The sequence below is a fragment of the Actinomycetota bacterium genome (assembly GCA_030682655.1).
GTDB lineage: Bacteria > Actinomycetota > Coriobacteriia > Anaerosomatales > JAUXNU01 > JAUXNU01.
Genome location: JAUXNU010000034.1, coordinates 1 through 17,337, shown reverse-complemented (window position 1 = coordinate 17,337; position 17,337 = coordinate 1). Strand labels below are relative to the sequence as shown.

General features: G+C 65.4%; 17 protein-coding genes and 1 tRNA gene. 3 read left to right on the top strand and 15 right to left on the bottom strand.

The window, feature by feature from the left end; all coding sequences use genetic code 11:
* Window positions 1-1,326 (bottom strand): methionine--tRNA ligase (gene metG, locus Q8K99_02035; protein ID MDP2181335.1); only part of this gene is annotated, 1,326 nt, incomplete at its 3' end.
* A 113-nt stretch (window positions 1,327-1,439) separates the two neighbouring features.
* Between metG and Q8K99_02030 the strand changes: the two genes are divergently transcribed.
* The gene (locus tag Q8K99_02030; protein ID MDP2181334.1) at window positions 1,440-1,682 is read left to right on the top strand and encodes an AbrB/MazE/SpoVT family DNA-binding domain-containing protein; all 243 of its coding nucleotides are present in this window, start codon (window positions 1,440-1,442) and stop codon (window positions 1,680-1,682) included.
* Between the two features lie 42 nt (window positions 1,683-1,724).
* Here Q8K99_02030 and rsmI read toward each other — a convergent pair whose 3' ends face one another.
* From rsmI to Q8K99_02005, 5 genes are all read right to left on the bottom strand, one after another.
* Window positions 1,725-2,558 carry a 16S rRNA (cytidine(1402)-2'-O)-methyltransferase gene (rsmI, locus tag Q8K99_02025; GenBank protein ID MDP2181333.1) on the bottom strand — a complete coding sequence of 278 codons (834 nt, stop codon included), beginning with the start codon at window positions 2,556-2,558 and terminating at the stop codon, window positions 1,725-1,727.
* 10 nt (window positions 2,559-2,568) lie between these two features.
* Complete coding sequence (locus Q8K99_02020; protein ID MDP2181332.1) at window positions 2,569-3,699, bottom strand: hypothetical protein; 1,131 nt, start codon at window positions 3,697-3,699, stop codon at window positions 2,569-2,571.
* 43 nt (window positions 3,700-3,742) lie between these two features.
* Window positions 3,743-4,849 (bottom strand): DUF362 domain-containing protein, encoded by a 1,107-nt coding sequence (locus tag Q8K99_02015; protein ID MDP2181331.1) that lies wholly within the window; start codon window positions 4,847-4,849, stop codon window positions 3,743-3,745.
* Window positions 4,846-5,820 (bottom strand): ROK family protein, encoded by a 975-nt coding sequence (locus Q8K99_02010; protein MDP2181330.1) that lies wholly within the window; start codon window positions 5,818-5,820, stop codon window positions 4,846-4,848. The genes Q8K99_02015 and Q8K99_02010 overlap by 4 nt, the downstream gene beginning before the upstream one ends.
* A 69-nt stretch (window positions 5,821-5,889) precedes the next feature.
* Window positions 5,890-6,381, bottom strand: coding sequence for an ImmA/IrrE family metallo-endopeptidase (locus Q8K99_02005; GenBank protein ID MDP2181329.1), 492 nt, complete (start codon window positions 6,379-6,381; stop codon window positions 5,890-5,892).
* A 225-nt stretch (window positions 6,382-6,606) separates the two neighbouring features.
* On the opposite strand from Q8K99_02005, the gene Q8K99_02000 reads away from it, so the two are divergent.
* Together Q8K99_02000 and Q8K99_01995 are read left to right on the top strand one after the other, a co-directional pair.
* Window positions 6,607-8,490, top strand: coding sequence for a HEAT repeat domain-containing protein (locus Q8K99_02000; protein ID MDP2181328.1), 1,884 nt, complete (start codon window positions 6,607-6,609; stop codon window positions 8,488-8,490).
* Between the two features lie 21 nt (window positions 8,491-8,511).
* Window positions 8,512-9,993, top strand: coding sequence for an HD-GYP domain-containing protein (locus Q8K99_01995; protein ID MDP2181327.1), 1,482 nt, complete (start codon window positions 8,512-8,514; stop codon window positions 9,991-9,993).
* Window positions 9,994-10,111: 118 nt separating this feature from the next.
* Here Q8K99_01995 and Q8K99_01990 read toward each other — a convergent pair whose 3' ends face one another.
* The 9 genes from Q8K99_01990 to Q8K99_01950 form a co-directional block, all read right to left on the bottom strand.
* A complete protein-coding gene (locus tag Q8K99_01990; GenBank protein ID MDP2181326.1) occupies window positions 10,112-10,432 on the bottom strand; it encodes a hypothetical protein in 321 nt (106 codons plus the stop codon).
* Entirely contained in the window at window positions 10,425-11,000 is a 576-nt protein-coding gene (locus Q8K99_01985; GenBank protein MDP2181325.1) for a hypothetical protein, read from the bottom strand. Before Q8K99_01985 ends, Q8K99_01990 begins: the two co-directional genes overlap by 8 nt.
* A 111-nt stretch (window positions 11,001-11,111) precedes the next feature.
* Window positions 11,112-12,509, bottom strand: coding sequence for a HAMP domain-containing sensor histidine kinase (locus Q8K99_01980; GenBank protein MDP2181324.1), 1,398 nt, complete (start codon window positions 12,507-12,509; stop codon window positions 11,112-11,114).
* Entirely contained in the window at window positions 12,506-13,204 is a 699-nt protein-coding gene (locus Q8K99_01975) for a response regulator transcription factor (GenBank protein ID MDP2181323.1), read from the bottom strand. Before Q8K99_01975 ends, Q8K99_01980 begins: the two co-directional genes overlap by 4 nt.
* 74 nt (window positions 13,205-13,278) lie before the next feature.
* Window positions 13,279-13,878, bottom strand: a complete 600-nt coding sequence (locus Q8K99_01970; GenBank protein MDP2181322.1) for a class I SAM-dependent methyltransferase — start codon at window positions 13,876-13,878, stop codon at window positions 13,279-13,281.
* On the bottom strand, window positions 13,860-14,144 hold the full coding sequence (locus Q8K99_01965; GenBank protein ID MDP2181321.1) for a hypothetical protein: 285 nt from the start codon (window positions 14,142-14,144) through the stop codon (window positions 13,860-13,862). Before Q8K99_01965 ends, Q8K99_01970 begins: the two co-directional genes overlap by 19 nt.
* 30 nt (window positions 14,145-14,174) lie before the next feature.
* Window positions 14,175-15,302: a DUF1611 domain-containing protein gene (locus Q8K99_01960; GenBank protein ID MDP2181320.1), complete on the bottom strand. Its 1,128-nt coding sequence runs from the start codon at window positions 15,300-15,302 to the stop codon at window positions 14,175-14,177.
* Between the two features lie 357 nt (window positions 15,303-15,659).
* Window positions 15,660-15,735, bottom strand: a tRNA-Phe gene (locus Q8K99_01955).
* Between the two features lie 138 nt (window positions 15,736-15,873).
* Window positions 15,874-17,337: hypothetical protein (locus Q8K99_01950; GenBank protein ID MDP2181319.1), on the bottom strand; the 1,464-nt coding region annotated here is incomplete at its 5' end.

The window sequence follows — 17,337 nt, the reverse complement described above, 5'->3', positions numbered from 1 at the left end:
CTCGGCTTTGGCGAGGTTCCACGGTGCTTCGTTCTCGATGTAGCGGTTGGTCTCTTTGACGAGGTCCCAGACCGCTTCGAGCGCACACGTGTAGTCGAGGCGCGACATCGCGTCCTCGTACTTCTCGGGCAGGCAGCCGGCGATGGCTTTGAGTGTCGCGTCCGCGTCGGTCGGCTTGCCTGCGGGCGGCTCGGGAACCACGCCGTCGAAGTACTTGCCGACCATGTTAAACAGGCGCGAGCACAGGTTGCCCCAGTCGTTGGCCAGGTCGCCGTTGTAGCGCTGGACCATGGACTCCATCGAGATCAATCCGTCCGATCCGAACTGGACGTCGCGCAAGAAGTAGTAGCGATATGCATCGACGCCGAAACGGTCGACAAGGTCGGCGGGTGACACTGCGTTGCCTTTGGACTTGCTCATCTTCTCGCCCTTGGTGAGCAGGAAGCCGTGCGCGAACACGGTCTCGGGAAGAGCCACGCCCGCAGCCATGAGCATCGCCGGCCAGATGACGCAGTGGAACCTGATGATGTCCTTGCCGACGAAATGATACTGAGCCGGCCAGCGCAGGGCGAACTCCTCGGCCTTGTCCGGATCGCCGTATCCGACCGCGGTTATGTAGTTCAGCAGAGCGTCGATCCAGACATAGGTTACGTGTCCCTCATCGAAGGGCAGCGGAACGCCCCAGGTGAAGTTGGTGCGCGAGATCGAGAGATCTCTCAGGCCACCCTCTACGAAGGAAACCACTTCATTGCGGCGCGTCTCGGGCTGTATGAAAGGTCGCCCCGCAGCTTCGCGCTCCTCGTAGAAAGCGAGCAGCTTGTCGCCGAACTCCGACAGCTTGAAGAACCAGTTCTCCTCGCGGATGAACTCGACGTCGCGCCCGCATCCCGGGCACTTGCCTTCGGCGAGCTGTTCCTCGGCGTAGTACGTCTCATCGGGGACACAATACCAGCCTTCGTAGGAGCCCTTGTGGAGGAAGCCGCGATCGTGGAGCTCCTGCCAGAAGGCCTGAACGCCGCGCTTGTGGCGCTCCTCGGTGGTGCGGACGAAGCCGTCGTTGGAGATGCCGAGCATCTGCCAGGCTTCCATGAACTTGGGCGCGATAGAATCGACCCACTCTTGCGGCGACATGCCGTGCTCCTCGGCGGCCTGAGCGACCTTCTGACCATGCTCGTCGAGCCCGGTGAGGAAGAAGACGTCGCGGCCCGTCATGCGCCGGTAGCGCGCGAGGGCGTCTGCAGCTATCGTCGTGTACGCTGTGCCGAGGTGCGGGACGGAGTTCACGTAGTAGATCGGTGTGGTGAGGTAGAACGAATCCCTGCTCATGTGTTATGGAACTCCAGTGCTTGGGTAATCTTGGAAGTGTTCGGGTGTGCCCCGAGGAGATGATACCGCTTTTCTCCGACCAGGGGCGGCTACGAGTTCGAAGGGCGGCTGCCATGAACGACACCGGCATCGTCAGGCGCGTGGACGACCTCGGTCGTATCGTCATTCCAATGGAACTGCGCCGCACGCTCGGCATCAACGTCAAGGACCCGATGTCGATCATGGTCGAGGGCGACAGGATCATCCTGCAGAAGCACAAAGACGTCTGCACGATTTGCGGTGGGACAGAAGGCGTCGGCGAGATCAAGGGCCGCCCGGTCTGCTCCGACTGCATCCGGACGATCAAGGCGCGATAGCCGAAGGGCTTCCCTGGGGGTTGAACGCGGGCGATGGCTCTCTCAGGAGTCGGTGCCCGCGTGTGCTATCCCGTAGACGCGGTTGCGCGCCAGCCCCGTTGTCTCGGCCACCTCGCGAACGGCGTCCTTCTTGGTCAGACCCCTGCTTCGCGCTTCGCCAAGGAGACGTCGGACCTCATCGTCGGCGACCTCGGGACCAGCGGTCACCGGTGGTCCAACAAGCAGCACGACCTCGCCCTTGAGCTCACGTGAGGCTATCTGTGCGGCAAGGTCTTCGATGCTCGAACGCATCACCTCTTCATGCAGCTTGGTCAGCTCGCGCGCCATCGCAGCCTGCCGACCGGGGAACGCCTCTGCGAGCGCATCCAGCGTCTTCGCCGTGCGCTTCGGCGACTCGTAGAACACCAGCGTCGCATCGAGAGCGGCGAGAGCGGCAAGCGCGCGGGTGCGCTCGCCCGCCTTCCTTGGCAGGAAGCCCCCGAAGTAGAACGCATGCGTGGGCAACCCGCTGGCGACCAGCGCCGCCAGGATCGCGCTCGGACCAGGGAGGACTTCGACGAGCGCTCCAGCCTCGATGCACGCGTCGACCAGACGCGCGCCCGGATCCGAGACACCGGGAGTCCCGGCGTCGGATACGATGGCGACCGTCTTGCCAGCAGCGATGCGCTCAACGAGCCGTGGTGTGCGCTCCGCCGCGGTGTGCTCGTCGTAGCGCTCCAGCGGCGTTGTGATCTCGTAGCGCGCGAGAAGCTTGCGCGTGACGCGGGTGTCCTCGGCAGCTATCACGTCGGCAGCACGCAGCGCGTCGAGCACGCGCAGCGTCACATCGGCAAGGTTGCCGATGGGCGTCGCGCAGACGAGGAGCCGACCGGGCATCGCGACCGCACTACCCGGAGCCCGGCAGGTCCGGAGAGTCTGGTTCGGCCGGAGCCATGGGCTCTGCGGGCGCAGGCGGGGCGGGAGGGGGTGGAGGAGTCATGTAGTCGCCGGTGAACGACGGAGGAGCCGGGGGCGCAGGCACGTACTCGCCCGGCGTGCCGAGGGGTGCCGGCACGTACTCAGGCGCCACAGACGGGGGTACGGCCGGTCCGCCATACGCGGGAGCTACTTGCAGAGCCGGAACGCCGCGGCCGGTCAGTTCGCGGAAGAACAGCGTCCAGACCGAGGAGACATATGTCGAGTACACCGCACCGGGCACGAGCAGCAGCAGGAACAGCGCGAACGACACGATCCCGGCTACCGCGTAGGCGCCTCCGGCTGCGGCAAGTCCGATAGTGATGCCGAATACGACGCCCACAACGCCGACGACAACCCCGTACGCGAAGCCGACAGCGACGACGATGAGGTACATCAGGAAGATGTCTTTGAACCGGGCCTTGAGGTCGTTCCACCCTTGTCCGATCGCGGCAAACGCCGGGACATCGTCTATCACGCTGTACCTGAGGGCGAGGTTGTAGACGATGGAAACGATGAACCCGATGACCACAAGGAGCAGGACGCCAAAGATGACGCCTCCGCACGCGCCGAGGAACGATGCCCCGCTGGGTTCGTTGCCGGAGATGATGGGGAGGATTATCGGCACGAAGACCACGAAGGACATGATCACGAGGATGAGAAGGATCGGCAAGAACAGCACCAGCTGAAGCAGGAAGACCCGGCCCCACCTCGCGAAACCTGCGGTCCAGCCGAGGCCGGCGCGCACCTCGCGCGACTCCTCGGCTTCGCTCACGAGATGTACGAGACCTCCCTGAGCAGCGATGCTCAGTATCCAGAAGCCGATTCCCACGATGAACAGGAAGACGGCCACCGCGATGATGACAGGCAGAGCGCTCTCGATGCGGCTGCCGAAGTCAGCGAGGTTGTCGATCTGCTGCTGGCCCAGATCCCCTCGGCCAAAGTTGTAGTTGAAATTGCCGCCACCTCTACCAGCACCGCCGGCAAGCAAGCCGAAGATCCACAGGACCTTGTAGCGCCACGTGATGTTCCAGGCCCGCTTGAGTATGCCGCCAAAGTCCATAGGTCCGCCCCTCCAGCCGTCCGCCCAAACGGTGTGATCCGCCTCAGTCCACCCGAACCAGATCGTAGTCCCGCGTGCCGATACCCATCTCCTCGCCGTACTCCATTGCACGCGTGCCGTCGATACCTGTGATCTCCTTGAACGTATCGACACCCTCACCATAGCCGTCGCCACGCGACCCGGCCACACCAGGCGCTGCAACGACCAGGTCGTAGGCTGCCTGATCGACTGCAACCGGGTCGGCCGAGGCCAGGACGCCGATGTCGGGCACGACGCTCGCGTCCGAGAAGTGCCAGCAATCGCAGTCGGGTGAGACGTCCTTCACGAATGAGAGGTACACGACCTTGCCTTCTTTACCGGTCACCGCGCCCGCCACATGCTCGACGATCTTCTCTTGAATCGCTTCCGGCGTTGTCTTCCACTGAATTCCGATCGCACCGTACGGGCACGCCGCGACGCACTCGCCACACCCGTAGCACAGCGCGCGATCGACCGCCGCCACGCGATCGGTCCCGATGGACATCGCGCCCACCGGACACCACTGGACACACCGGTTGCAGGCGGTGCATTTGTCCGCAACCACATCCGGGTTGAAGTCCGAATGCATGCGCTGCTTCGCGCTCCGGCACCCCAGACCCATCCCCACGTTCTTGAGCGCACCGCCGAAGCCGGTGGCCTCATGGCCCTTCACGTGGGTAACGACGACCATCGCGTCCGCATGCACGGCGGCCGAACCGATGCGGACCGAGTCGAAGTGGGTCCCGCTCACGGGCACGTCGACCGCGTCCCGACCATCGAGCCCATCGGCGATGATGATCGGAGCTTCGACCGTCGCGTAGGAGAAGCCGTTGTGGATCGCGCATGCAAGGTGGTCGACCGAGTTCGCCCGCTGTCCCCGGTACAGCGTGTTTGAATCGGTGAGGAATGGCTTGCCGCCGACCGCCTTGACGCGGGCGACCACCTCGCGCAGGAAGACGGGCTGTACGAATCCGGTGTTGCCCTGCTCGCCAAAGTGGAGCTTGATGGCGACCAAGTCGCCATCAACCACGGCCTCGCGAAGCCCTGCGCGCTCGAGAAGCTGACCCGATCGCGTGACCAGACTCTTCTTCCCGGTCGTACGCATCGGCGCGAAGTAGACGGTTGCGCTCACCGATGCAGCCCTTCCCGCTTGTCGTGCTCGTCGAAACCGAGTGCCGCCGCCCCGAGCATTCCGGCATCGTTCCCCAGCTCGGCGGGAACCACCTTCACGTCTCGCCGGCCCGCAAGTGCTTCCTCGGCGATCAGTTCGGCTGCCCGGTCAATCATGAACGGTGCCGACTCACCGACTCCGCCGCCCACAACGATCATCTGCGGGTTGAGCAGGTTCACAAGCCCGACAAGTGCCCTGCCAAGGACAACGCCGGCCTCCATGAGTATGCGGGTGGCGACCTCATCTCCGGTGCGGGCCGCCTTGATGACGTCCTCGGCGGTGATAGCGTCGATGTCTCCACCGGCCTCCTTGAGAATGGCGCCGCCCTTGTACTCCTTGGCGGCTTCCTTGCCCCGCACGGCGATGGCCGCACGACCGAGATACGACTCGATGTGGCCGTTTCCGCCGCACGGACACGGCGGTCCGTCCATCTGAACGACCATGTGCCCGACCTCGCCGCCAAGTCCGCGGGAACCACGGTAGGGCTCGCCGTCCACGAACATCCCCCCGCCGACGCCGGTGCCAAGCGTGATCATGAGGAAGTCGCGTGAGCCCTTGGCCGCGCCGAAACGGAACTCGCCGAATGCGGCAAGGTTACCGTCGTTGTCGATGGTGACCTCGTGCCGGAGGCGCGACATCACGAGCGCCCGGACGTCGACCCCGGCCAGAGGCAGGTTGGTGCAGAACTCGACGGATTGGCGCAGGAAATCGATCTGCGCGGGAAGACCGATCCCAATGCCCGCGATCTCGCTCGCCTGAACGCCTGAGACGACTTGACCGATGCAGTCGATTATCTCGTCGACAACGGCGAACGGGCCGCTCTGTGGAGTGAGCACCTTCGCGTCTTTGATGATGCGGCCCTTACGCTCGACCAGCCCCGCAGCGATGCGAGTGCCGCCGACATCGACCCCCACGGCATAAGACGTCCGCATGAACCCTCCCTCGTGACGAATGACGGGCTGCGGGTCAAAGAGGACCGCGCGCAGCACGACACGATGATATCAGTAGTCCCAGAGAACGCCCCGCTGTTTGATGATGCCCAAGTCGAGCATCTTGCGCATCATCTCCTGCTCGGTGACTCCGAACAAGCGCGCAAGATACCTGTAGTCGTTGAACCACTTCGCAGCCTGCTCGCGCACCATGAACGAGGGCATCAGGAGCTCCTCGGCGATCACGTCGGCCGCCCGGTGATCGAGATTGTCCCTGGGATAGCTTGCCCCCGAATCGTCCAGCACGATCAGAAGGTGGCCGATGAGATGCGCGAGTGCCTTGTATCGCGTGGACTCGTCCCTGCGCACGTTCAGCAGCACGACCGGAAGACCATCTTCGTTGATGGTGGCCGCGTGGAAGAATCCCGGCATGTCCACATCGCGCACGGGCAGCCCGTAGTAGTCCGCGACGGCAGTCACCGGCACGGGCGGCTCGATGATGCCGGCGCGCTTGAGAGTCTCCTCGGCGAGCCCCTTATAGTAGATGTCTGTCTTGAGGGCCACGGACGCAGTCGCTCCCATCTCGCGCGTGCCGCATCACCTGCCGTGCAAAGCATGGCGCCCTGATGACTATATCGGCCGCATAGTCGGAAGCTCCAACCGGTTTGTGCCCACTGCGTCGCGCCGGTCAACACGGGGCGGTGACGGATACCACCCAGAAGATGGGGAGATATGCCGATAGGTGAGGTGTAGCATTGCGCTAGAAGAAGCGTCGTGTGAGGAGGCGAGATGGAGGGCGAGGGTCACCCCATGGCCGAGGAGGTCGTACGCCTGCTCGCCGGCGCGTCCTACGCGGCTCGCCTCTATCCGCCAACGAGCGACCTGCCCGCCCAGGCAGTCTCCCGCTTCGTGGAGCGATCGAACGCTGTCACCACGACGCTCGGACCCTTGCGCTATGTGGTCGATCCACATGGCTTCCGCGTCGGGGAGGTTGAGCTCGCATCCGGGCAAAGCCAGGTCGCCACGTTCGCCGAAACGCTCCACGCGATGCAGGTCGGGCAGCTCGTGATCGCGCCGGATATCACCGCCGAGGATGCGACCCGCTTCGTCGAGGTGGCCAACGAGGATCCGGTGGCAGTCCGGCAGCGGGGAGTCCGCAACGCGCTCGCTGCAGCGGGTGTGAGCAGAATCGCGGTGATCGAGGTCTCGTTGCGCACGTCCGCCGAGGAAGGTATCCTCGGCGTCGACATCCTGGCTGTCCCGCTAGAAGAGATCGGGTCCAAGACCATGGCCGCCGCGGAGAAATGGTCCGCCTCGGCATCGCAAGGTGAGGGCGAAGACGACCTGGCGACCGCGATCGGCAGGCTCGAGGACGCGACGCGGGATATCGCGGAGGCGCGGATAGCCGAAGCGCTTCTGCGACTCGACGAGCAGAGCCGCATGCGCATCCTTGCACACGCGATGCGCGCTGACGCATCCGGCACACGGATGAAGGGCATGATGGGCGTCCTCGCGAACATGAGCCCCGCAGCGCTCGCCCGACTGCTCTCGATCGTCGCGATGCAGGCGAACACCGACCCCGGACGCCTCGCCCGGGCCCTTGAGCTGCCGCCGGAAGTCCTTGACCAGGTGGCGATGATGCTCGCGCCCTCACCGCGAACCGAGGCGGAGTCCGGCGTCCCGGTCGATGCCGACCCCGTCGAGCTCGTCGCGGAGGCCACCACCGAGGAAGACACCGCCGAACTCGACCGACAGATCGCCATCGCGAGCCCGTCGCTTGCATCGGGAAAGGCGCTCACCACGACCGTGGCGATCTCGCGAGCGAACCCGGACACAGAAGCGGTCACAGCCATCGGTGAGGCACTCCCTCTGGCTGCGAGAGACGGCGCGTTCCCGGCGGTACGCGAGGCGCTCCGACGGCTCGACGAGCTGTACACCGAGCCCGCGCTCTCAATGGATGTTGAGGCGGCGCGCTCCAAACTCGCTGACCCGGACACCCTGGCAGATGTCTGCCGTGCACCCCTTACCGATGCCGATGCCGCTATCGCCGGCGAGATACTGGTGGCGGCGGGGCCGGCGGGCGCCGAGGCCCTGCTGACCCACTACATGCAAGCGGGCACATCCTCCCGCTCTCTGCTCTTGCCTGTCCTGCGTGGCATGGGCGAGCCGCTCTTGGGAGTTGCGGTCCGACGACTGCGAACCGAAGACTCCGCATCGGCGATCGGGATCCTCAAGATGCTTCCATCGCTTGGCGACAAGCGCGTCGTGCCCGTGATCGCGCAGGCACTCGAGAACCTCGATGCCGATGTCCGACGTACCGCCATCGCCGCGCTCGCCGGCACTCCCGGTGTGGACTCCAGAGCCGCGCTGAGCAAGGCGCTTGGCCACTGGGATCCGGAAACGCGCCGCTTCGCGATTCACGAGATAGGACGCGTTGGCGCCGTGGAGACATTGCCTGCCCTAGTCCGTATCCTTGGGGACATCAATGTCTTCGAGAGGAATCATGAACTCAAGAAGGAAGTCATCAAGAGTCTGGAGTCCATCGGTTCGACCGACGCATTGCCGGTGCTTCGCCGATTGGCGGGACGCCGCTTCCTGTTCGGACGCAAGAACAAGGAGCTGCGCTTCCTCGCCCAGCGCGCAGTCGAGAACCTGGCACAGGACAAGGAATAGAGAAACAAGGAGCGATGCCCCGTGACTGACTCATCCGGACCCGACCGCGAAGACCTCGAGAGCCCTGAGGAGATCGCAGCCCAGGCGCGCGGTTCGGCGAAAGTCCCCTTCGCCACGCCCAAGAAGCTGGCGCGCGCCAAGGAGCTCCTGCGCACCCTGGCGGTGTCCCACACGAACGCAGGACTCTACCCTGTGACCCACCCTCTCGTCGCACAGTCGATCGAGGAGCTCGTCAAAGCCGCCACCGACATCGCCGGACTCGGGTTCGAGTCTGTGACCGTCAACGTCTACAAAGGCACCCTGTTCGTGGAGAACCAGGTGTTCCCCGAGGAGAGCGTCACCTACCGCAAGCTGGTTGAACAGCTCCTTGGCGAAGGAATCTCGGCGCTGACGCTCCTCGACGGGTTCGGGCTGAACGACGCGGCGGCGCTTGTCGACCTACTGGCCGATGAGAAGATCCACGATATCGAAGCGGCCATGATCTTCCTGGAGCAGAAGGGTGCGCGGGCGATCACCATTGCCGAGACCACCACTCTCGAAGAGGGCGACAAGGAGGCCGAGGGACGCGAGCACAAGGCCCGGGCACGCGAGGCGTACGACAGCGGCATGACGGCCATGCGCGATGTCGAGACCCAGGTGAAGCTGGGCAAGGTGTTCGACGTGGACCAGCTCCAGCGCGTTGTGAGCTCGATGCTCGACAACCTCTTCACCGATCCGGCGGCCGTCCTCGGCCTGACCGCTCTCAAGGGTCACGACGACTACACGCTCAACCACTCGATCAACGTGTGCATTCTCTCCTTGTCGCTAGGTGCCACCCTCGGCCTTGACAACGACTCTCTGAAGTCGCTCGGGCTCTCGGCGCTGCTGTATGACCTGGGCAAGGTCCGGATTCCCGAGGACATCTTGAACAAGCAAGGGCCACTCACGGGCGACGAATGGCAGGTCGTCAAGAGCCACGCGACCGAAGGCGCCGACCTGCTCAAGCGCATCCAGCTCGTGGATCAGATGCCGATGATCGTCGCGTACGAGCACCATATGCGCCACGACATGCAGGGGTATCCTGAGGTCCCGGCAAGCCAGGAACAGCACCTCTTCAGCAAGGTGGTCGCGCTGTGCGATGCGTACGACGCGATGACGACGCGCCGGCCGTTCCGGCGCGAGATCCGACCCGACAAGGCGCTCGCAGTCCTGATGCAGGGCCGGGGGAAGGCCTACGATCCGAGCCTCACGAAGGCGCTCGTGGCCATGCTCGGCATCTACCCGATGGGGGCGGTCGTGCGGCTCGACGATGACTCGACCGCTGTCGTCTTCCGCGTCAACAACGACGACCTGCTTCACCCGCGGGTGAAAGTGCTGGTCGATCCCAACGGACGCTGGCTCGAGAACCCAAACGTGCTCGACCTTCGTCTCATCGACCCGGGAACCGGAGACAACGCCCGCGCGATCAGCGAGTGCGTGCCCGCGTCGGATGCCGGTGTTGACGATGTGTGGCAGTATCTATAGTGGCGAAGCGCCACCCCGCTCGGTGCAATGCCACAGCGGAGGGGATGCGGGAACAAGCGAAGATAGGGCAAGGGCGGTCCCGGAGGGCCGCCCTTGCTGCCTCGTGGTGGAGGTAGTTCTATCGCAGCGACGACTCGATGTCGCTGAAATCCGAATCGCTCGGCATGTCCATGCTGCCGAGCTCCTTCTCGATCGCGGAGAGCTCAGCCTGGATATCGGTGAGTTCCTTGGCGTCGGCCGGCGTCTGAGGTGAGTCCGTGTCCGTGTCCGTGGAGTCTGTCGCGGCTCCGGTCTGCGTCGCAGCGGCACTGGCGGATTGCTCGACCGATGGCTGAACGGGGCCGAGACCGCTGTCGTTCGACTTGCGGGAACACGCAGTCGTACCCGCGACCGAGACCGCGAGTACTACTGCAAGAGCTACTGCCAGGAACCTACGCATCGTCAGCTGACTCCAGGAGTGCCTTCACGATATCCCGAAGCTCGAGTCCCGCATCGCGCGTGTAGGCGCGGGCCTCACGCAGCTTCGCCACGGCACCGTTCGCGGTGGACTTCGCGCCCATGAACGCTGACCGCGGCTCGGAGGAGTTCGGCACTTCCGCAAACTCGTCGGCTGCCTGGGCCTCGAGCACCTTGGCCTCGGCAAGCGCGGCGCGGGCCGAGTCAAGCAGCTCGCGAACGTGGGCAACGTCGCCGCCAACGCCTTCTACGCGATCAGCCAGACCTGCGATACGCGTGATGCGCCGCTCGATTGCCACGATCGCATTGTCGAAGCGGCCTTCACGACGCCTGAGCGCGGTGCGAATCCGCTCGCGGATCAACTCTCCGCGCTGGCCTGCCACCGCGACCATGCGCGCACCGGCGGCGGAAGCGGTCGCTGCAACACTCTCGGCCGCAGTCGCTGCCGTGCGGGAACCGAGCACCCGGGGTGCGGCCACGGCCACCGTCGTCGGCACTACGAGTGCCGCAGCAATGGCCAGCGTCAGAGCCGTTCTTACTGTCCGAGTCATACTTGTCATCGAACTCACCTCACTGGTTAGCGCCGTGGCGCCCCGCATATCTTACGACTTGAGTATCGGCGCGCTATGTTGGAGCACCGTTGTGCGCATGTTGAGTTTGGGTTAAGCCGGAAGCTCGATGACGAACCGCGCCCCGCCGAGCGAGCCGTCCTCCACCCAGACACGGCCGTCCATCAGCTCGACAAGCCTCCGACATATCGCAAGCCCGAGTCCCGAGCCGCCGCTGTGCGAGGACCGCGACGCATCGAGCCTCACGAACCTGCCAAAGACCTCCTCGCGCCTGTCTGCGGGCACGCCCGGCCCGCTGTCCTCGACCGCAAGCCGCCACACGGGCGGCGTCGAGTCTGCGAGCACGTGCGCCGACACGCGGACCGTGCCTCCCGCCGGCGTGTACGCAAGCGCATTGCCCACGAGCACGGACGCCGCCTGAAGCAACCGCTCCGGGTCGGCCAGTGGCTCACCGGGCCCCGGCGCGACCTCAAGCTCGAGTCCCGCCTCCCCTGCACGCGATCCGTGGCGGACCTGCAACGCCTCGAGCAGGCCGGCCACACTCACCCTCTCGCATGCGAGTTCAACGACACCGGCGTCCAGGTTGGCCAAGGAGAGCAGACTGTCCGTGAGAGTGCGAAGGCGGTCCGCCTCCTCGGCAATGACCCGGAGGCTTCGCTCGACAGCCTCCGGCTCGGTGACGGTCCCGTCGAGCAGCGCGCCCGCCCATCCCCGGATCGATGTGATCGGGGTCCGCAGCTCGTGTGAGACGTCGCCGACGAATGCCTTCTGCGCGCCGTAGGCGTCGGCGACCTGGGCCGACATGTGATTGAATGCCTCGGCGACGCGCGCGACCTCGTCGTCGCCCTCCACGGCCACCTGTCGGCCCCACTCGCCCGCCGCTATCGCCTCGGCCCCGCCCTGCAGAGTGACGAGCGGCCGCGTGATGCGCCGCGCCAGCAGACTGCCCGCGACGAACGCGACCGCGATCGCGAGGGCCAGGGCCGCAGCGAGCGCGTAAGGGACCGCCCGCTGCGCCGTGACGATCTCGCGCAGCGGCTGCGCGGCGACGACCCAGCCGTCGCCCGCGGGCGCGGCAACCACCAGCACCCGCCCGGCATCTCCCGTGCGCGTCCCGCTGATGATGCCGCGCTCGTCGGGGTCGCCCAGGGTCTGCAGCGGGATCTGCTCGCCGACCAGATTCGATTCGCTCGCCGAGGAGCGCAGTACGGTGCCGCCCTCATCGGCAGCGAAGAGTGCAGCCCCGATGAGCCCAGCCTGGACGCGAAAGAGCTGCTCGCGGAGCTCGTCGCTTTCGGCGGTCACGCCACCCGCCGCCTTGATGCCACTCGCGACCGCTCCGACCTGTCTGGAGAGTTCCTGTGTCCTGAGCGACACGGTGTAGCTTTGCCACGCGAAGAAAAGCCCTGCGAAGGCGACCAGCAAAGCCAGACCGGCCGCAGCGAGGACGGCGCTCCGCGTCCGGCGGGCGATGCTCGACCGCGCGCTCACCGCGCGTCCTTGCGCACCCGGTACCCAACGCCTCGAACCGTCTCGATGAAGCGTGGGTCGGCGGCATCGTCGCCGAGCTTCTCGCGAATGTGGCGCACGTGAACGTCCACGCCGCGGCTGTCGACGAACTCCGCGTAGCCGACGGCGCGCTCCAACAGCCGCTCACGGCTGAAGACGACGCCGGGCTCCTCGGCCATGGCGGCAACGAAGTCGAATTCGCGGGCGGTCAGCACGACCGGCGCACCGTCGACCGTGACCTCTCGCGTCGCGGGGTCGATCTCAAGCCCGCCAAGGACGATGCGCGCGGAGAGTTTCCCGGCAGCAGGTCGTGCGCCATCGCGACGCCGCAACAGTGCCCGCACGCGGGCAACAAGTTCGGGCGGGCTGAAGGGCTTGGTCACGTAGTCGTCCGCGCCGCCCTCGAGCAGAGTGACCTTGTCGAGGTCGGATTCGCGTGCGGTAAGCATGATGACGGGGACGTCGGAGGTCTCGCGCAGCTTCGCGAGCAGCTCTGGCCCGGTGAGCCCCGGCAGCATGATGTCGAGCACGACAAGGTCGGCGGGTCGATCGTTGAAGGCTTGTAGCCCGGCGTTCCCGTCAGCTGCCGTAGCGACCTCGAAGCCCGCGGACGTCAGGTACACCCCGACGAGGTCGCGGATGTTCGCTTCGTCATCGATCACAAGGACCGTGGGCATCGATAGCTCCTGTTCACCGCAGGTCAGCGCCAGTGTACACCAGGAGTGCGACGTCGTGACGTCACCGGCTGCGGCTACGTCCGCGTGCCGGTCAAAAGCGAATGCTGCGCAAGGCCAGCGTGTGTGGCGGTATGCACGAAACCGGCGGCCTTGAGGGCGGCGGCAATCTGGTCTGCGCTCACGCGCACGGCCTGAGATGGCCCGCGACCTTCGGCGCCGGGCGACCAGTCGACCACGAGGACCTGGCCCGCGGGAGCGAGCAGCCGGAACGCCTCGGCATAGATCGCGGCCGGTGCGGCGAGTTCGTGGTGAAGGTTGATCATGGCGACGAGATCGGCGATGCCATCGGGAAGCGGGATGGTTTCTTCGCTGGAGAGCACAGGGATGAAGCGCTCGCCGTACGCCGGAGCACGGTTTTCGCGCATCCAATCGACCATGACCGGCTCGGTGTCGGCAGCATAGACCAAGGCGCCCGACGCATATTCCGCGAAGCGCCCCGCGAACATGCCCGTCCCGGCGCCGATTTCTACGATTGCCCTAGGGGCCGACGAGCCAAGGGCCGCCCACATGAGGTCCGGATCGATCTGCTCGAAGCGGGCCGGGTCGTTGAGCTTGTCCAGCTTCGCGATGTCGAACTTCTGGTGGGGGATACGCCCTACTGGCTCTTCCCGCAAGGGACTCCGAGTTTCGCCTCGGCGCTCTTCAGTACCTCGTCCATGGAATGCTCACGGAGCAGCCACGGGGCGAGACCAAAAGAGCGTGCTCCGACTGTGCACTTGACCCACACCGTGTGCCGGGCGTCGCACGCGACCTCGTACTCGGGTGGCGCGAAGCGGCTTCTGCACGCTTCCAGCAGACCGCTTCCGCCGTCGTCTGTGTAGACGATTTGCGGCTCGGTGCTCGCTCTGCTCGAGCGGAACCTGTTTCCTGTTGTGCTCATGCTGACGTCCCTCCTTCCTTGACTGCGATGCTAGGCCACGACCGTTGCAGGTTTCGCCTCAAGCTCGGGGAAGGCCCGCAACACCATCTCCACCAGCAGGTCGGGGGAGTACGTGAGCGGGTCGGTTGCGGGGATTCCGAGTTCGAGTTCGTAGAGCAGGATGGCAGCTGCCACGTCGGCGTCTGTCATGTTCTCGTGGTTGATCGTGAGGCCAATGACCTTCGTGTCGGCGAACGTCTCGATGAGGTTGATCTCGCACTCCGGTGTCGGAATGAACAGGTCAGCGAAGTCGCACCGCATCTTCCGCGCTGGCGCGTGCTGGAGGATGACGCCCTGCGGCTGGCTACCCCGGAGGATGAAGCCTGACGACAGATACGCTGGATGGCCAAGGGCACTTTGTCCCTCGACGATAATCACATCAGGCCGCTCGCCTTCGAAAGCGGCGACTACCGCGCCTTCCATCTCGCCTGCGCAGAACTGGCTGGGCATCGCGTCGAGCGCTACGCCGTAGCGAGCGCCCTGAATGAGGCCGGTTTGCCCGGTTGTGACCATGACGGCTTTGATTCCCCGCCCGTTGAGCGCATCCACGAGTATCGTGGCAGTCGTCCGCTTGCCGATCGCGCAGTCGGTACCGAGCACGGCGATACGGGGGCAGTCGACCGTTGAGATGCGACCGTCGAACAACCGCAGGTACTTCTTGTCGCGCGGGCGCCGCACGTCCCGGATCGTCACGTCGTGCTCCGCCATCGCCGCCACGAACACCGGGTCATCGCCAAGAAACTCGTGCAAGCCGCTGACGATATCCATGCCGCAACTCATCGCCTCGAGCACCACTCCTCGCTCGTGGACCGAGAGCATGCCGCTGGCCGGAGCGATGCCGAAGATGAAGACGTCCGGAACACGCCCCGCGAGTTCGATCGCCTCTGAGAGATCGCAGCAGATCGGAATCGGACTCGACGTCTCGCCGAGGACTTCTGCGGCGTCGAGACCGCGTTTCTCGCTGTCGATCACCGAGAGGATCTCGTACTTCTCGGAGTGGCGGACCAGGCCGTTGGCCGTCTTGCCGTCGATTGCGCCGAAATTCGCTTCACAGTAGACGACTGCCGTGGGAACGTGACCGCGCGAATGGCGCGGCTCGAGATGTGCGACTGAAGACATGTGGCTCCTTGCATTGGCAGAAGCCTGACCCAGCCTCTCTGAACACGAGAGACTCGGTCGCACGAGTGCCACGGTTACCCGCGAGGGTTCCTGGACTGCGGCTTGAGAATCCGATGGGGCAACAGCCACGTCTCGTGCTTGCATCACACAGTTGCGAACGAGAGCTGATGTCGATGCCGCGTGCTGTCCCAGCCGACGTAGGACAGGCGCGATCTCGAAGTCGAGGCTACATGTAGTATACCACGGGGCCGGGCGTTGCTAACTTGGCCGAAGCCTCCAACAAAGCATCAGGCAGTAGTCCCTCCAGCTCGCGACGTAAGAAAGCCCCATCGGGTCGATGGGGCTTTCATGAAGTCGTGGTGGCCAGAGACGGACTTGAACCGCCGACACGCGGATTTTCAATCCGCTGCTCTACCATCTGAGCTACCTGGCCATTGCGAGTGCCAATGGTACCGAGCCGCCCACAACCGGTCAAGGCGAGCGCCAGGGCGGCCGAGCGCGTGGGCGGTAGCCGCGTGGGCGCTCCCAGCAGGGAGCGCCCACGGCGGTGCGCCGGGCCAGCACGCAAGGCCTAGCGCGCGCCCCTCGTCTCGCTAGGCACAACGGCTTCGGGAGCCGGCGAGTCCGGCGCACCGCCGGCCGGACAGGGACTGTCCGGCGCGGCTGCGACCGCGGCTGGCTCCTCGGCTGGCGGCTGCTCCTCGGCCTGCTCGTCAGCGGCAGGCGGGACGGGAACAGGGACTGCTTCCTCTTCTTCGGTGGCGGCGTCTTCCTCGGCCGCTGCAGGCTCTGCGGGACTCTCGGCCGGAGATGCCAGGACTTCGCCCCGGATCTCCTCGGCAGGCGCATCACTGAGGCTGCTGGGAACGGCCGTCCTGGAAGGCGGCGCACAGATGGTGGTCGGCTTGCCGAACAAGACCGATGCGGAATCGGTATCGGTGTACGGCTTCCCGGCTGCATCGAGCCCTGTCGCCGTAGCGGTGTTCACGGTGTCGCCCGTGACCTTCGTCGTGTAGGTGTAAGTCTTCGAAGCGCCCTTGGCCAGCGATATCGAGCCGAAGCTCTTGCCGTTCGAGTCGGCGATCGTCACCGGATCGAGCGAGCAGTCACCGGTGTTGGTGACCTTGATCTTCCAGGTCACGGTGCGCTCGTTGCAGGCGACGTGACTCAGCACGAGCTGGCCAGTTTCCTTCGAGCACACGGTCGCCTTCGCCCCGGTCAGCGTGTCGTGCCCGGGCGTACCGACGTAGAAGTGCTGCGTGCCGCCTCCGTCGCGAGCCATGACAGTGATCGTGCCCGCGTTGGCAAACGTCGCCTTGAGCTGGGCCGGAGGCGCATCCTTGTCCAGGCCGTTGAGCACGAAGTGCCAGACGACCGGGTCGGGCAGGCCGCCGACGTCTGACTCGCGATTGAAGGTCAGGCTGTCTGCACCGACATGCGCGGTCTTGAGGTCGACATCCACGGTCGGTGTTCCGCCCCCACCAGCGACCACGCTGCTCACCGAGAAGGAACTCCCGGCGATCGTCTCGATGTCGTGGAACACGCCATCGCCGTCAGCGTCGACCGTCTTCTCGATCTTGATGCCGCCGATGCATGGCTTCGCGAGCACGAGGACCGTTGCGTCGTCGGTGTCGCTGTAGGAGCCGCCGCGCGCATCCCACCCGGTAGCCGTTGCTACGTTGACGACGTCACAGGTGATGTCGGTCTTGTACGTGTATGTCTCCGAGGCGCCGGATGCGAGCGAGATCGGGCCGAAGCTCTTGCCGTTCGAGTCGGCGATCCTCACGTCGGTCAAGTCGCAATCGCCGGTGTTCGTCACGACGATCTTCCACGTCGCCTGCGGCGCAGGAGGCGGGGGTGGAGGAGGCACGCACTGGATTCCGCTCGCAGCCGCTGCCGCGGGTGCCGTGTAGGTCTCGGTGTCGTGGAACACGCCGTCGCCGTCAGCGTCGACCGTCTTCTCGATCTTGATGCCGCCGATGCATGGCTTCGCGAGCACGAGGACCGTTGCGTCGTCGGTGTCGCTGTAGGAGCC

Coding starts and splice junctions, on each gene's coding strand:
- Q8K99_02030 (MDP2181334.1), top strand. CDS start 1,440: ATGAACGACACCGGCATCGTCAGGCGCGTGGACGACCTCGGTCGTATC.
- rsmI (MDP2181333.1), bottom strand. CDS start 2,558: ATGCCCGGTCGGCTCCTCGTCTGCGCGACGCCCATCGGCAACCTTGCC.
- Q8K99_02020 (MDP2181332.1), bottom strand. CDS start 3,699: ATGGACTTTGGCGGCATACTCAAGCGGGCCTGGAACATCACGTGGCGC.
- Q8K99_02010 (MDP2181330.1), bottom strand. CDS start 5,820: ATGCGGACGTCTTATGCCGTGGGGGTCGATGTCGGCGGCACTCGCATC.
- Q8K99_02000 (MDP2181328.1), top strand. CDS start 6,607: ATGGAGGGCGAGGGTCACCCCATGGCCGAGGAGGTCGTACGCCTGCTC.
- Q8K99_01990 (MDP2181326.1), bottom strand. CDS start 10,432: ATGCGTAGGTTCCTGGCAGTAGCTCTTGCAGTAGTACTCGCGGTCTCG.
- Q8K99_01985 (MDP2181325.1), bottom strand. CDS start 11,000: ATGACTCGGACAGTAAGAACGGCTCTGACGCTGGCCATTGCTGCGGCA.
- Q8K99_01975 (MDP2181323.1), bottom strand. CDS start 13,204: ATGCCCACGGTCCTTGTGATCGATGACGAAGCGAACATCCGCGACCTC.
- Q8K99_01965 (MDP2181321.1), bottom strand. CDS start 14,144: ATGAGCACAACAGGAAACAGGTTCCGCTCGAGCAGAGCGAGCACCGAG.
- Q8K99_01960 (MDP2181320.1), bottom strand. CDS start 15,302: ATGTCTTCAGTCGCACATCTCGAGCCGCGCCATTCGCGCGGTCACGTT.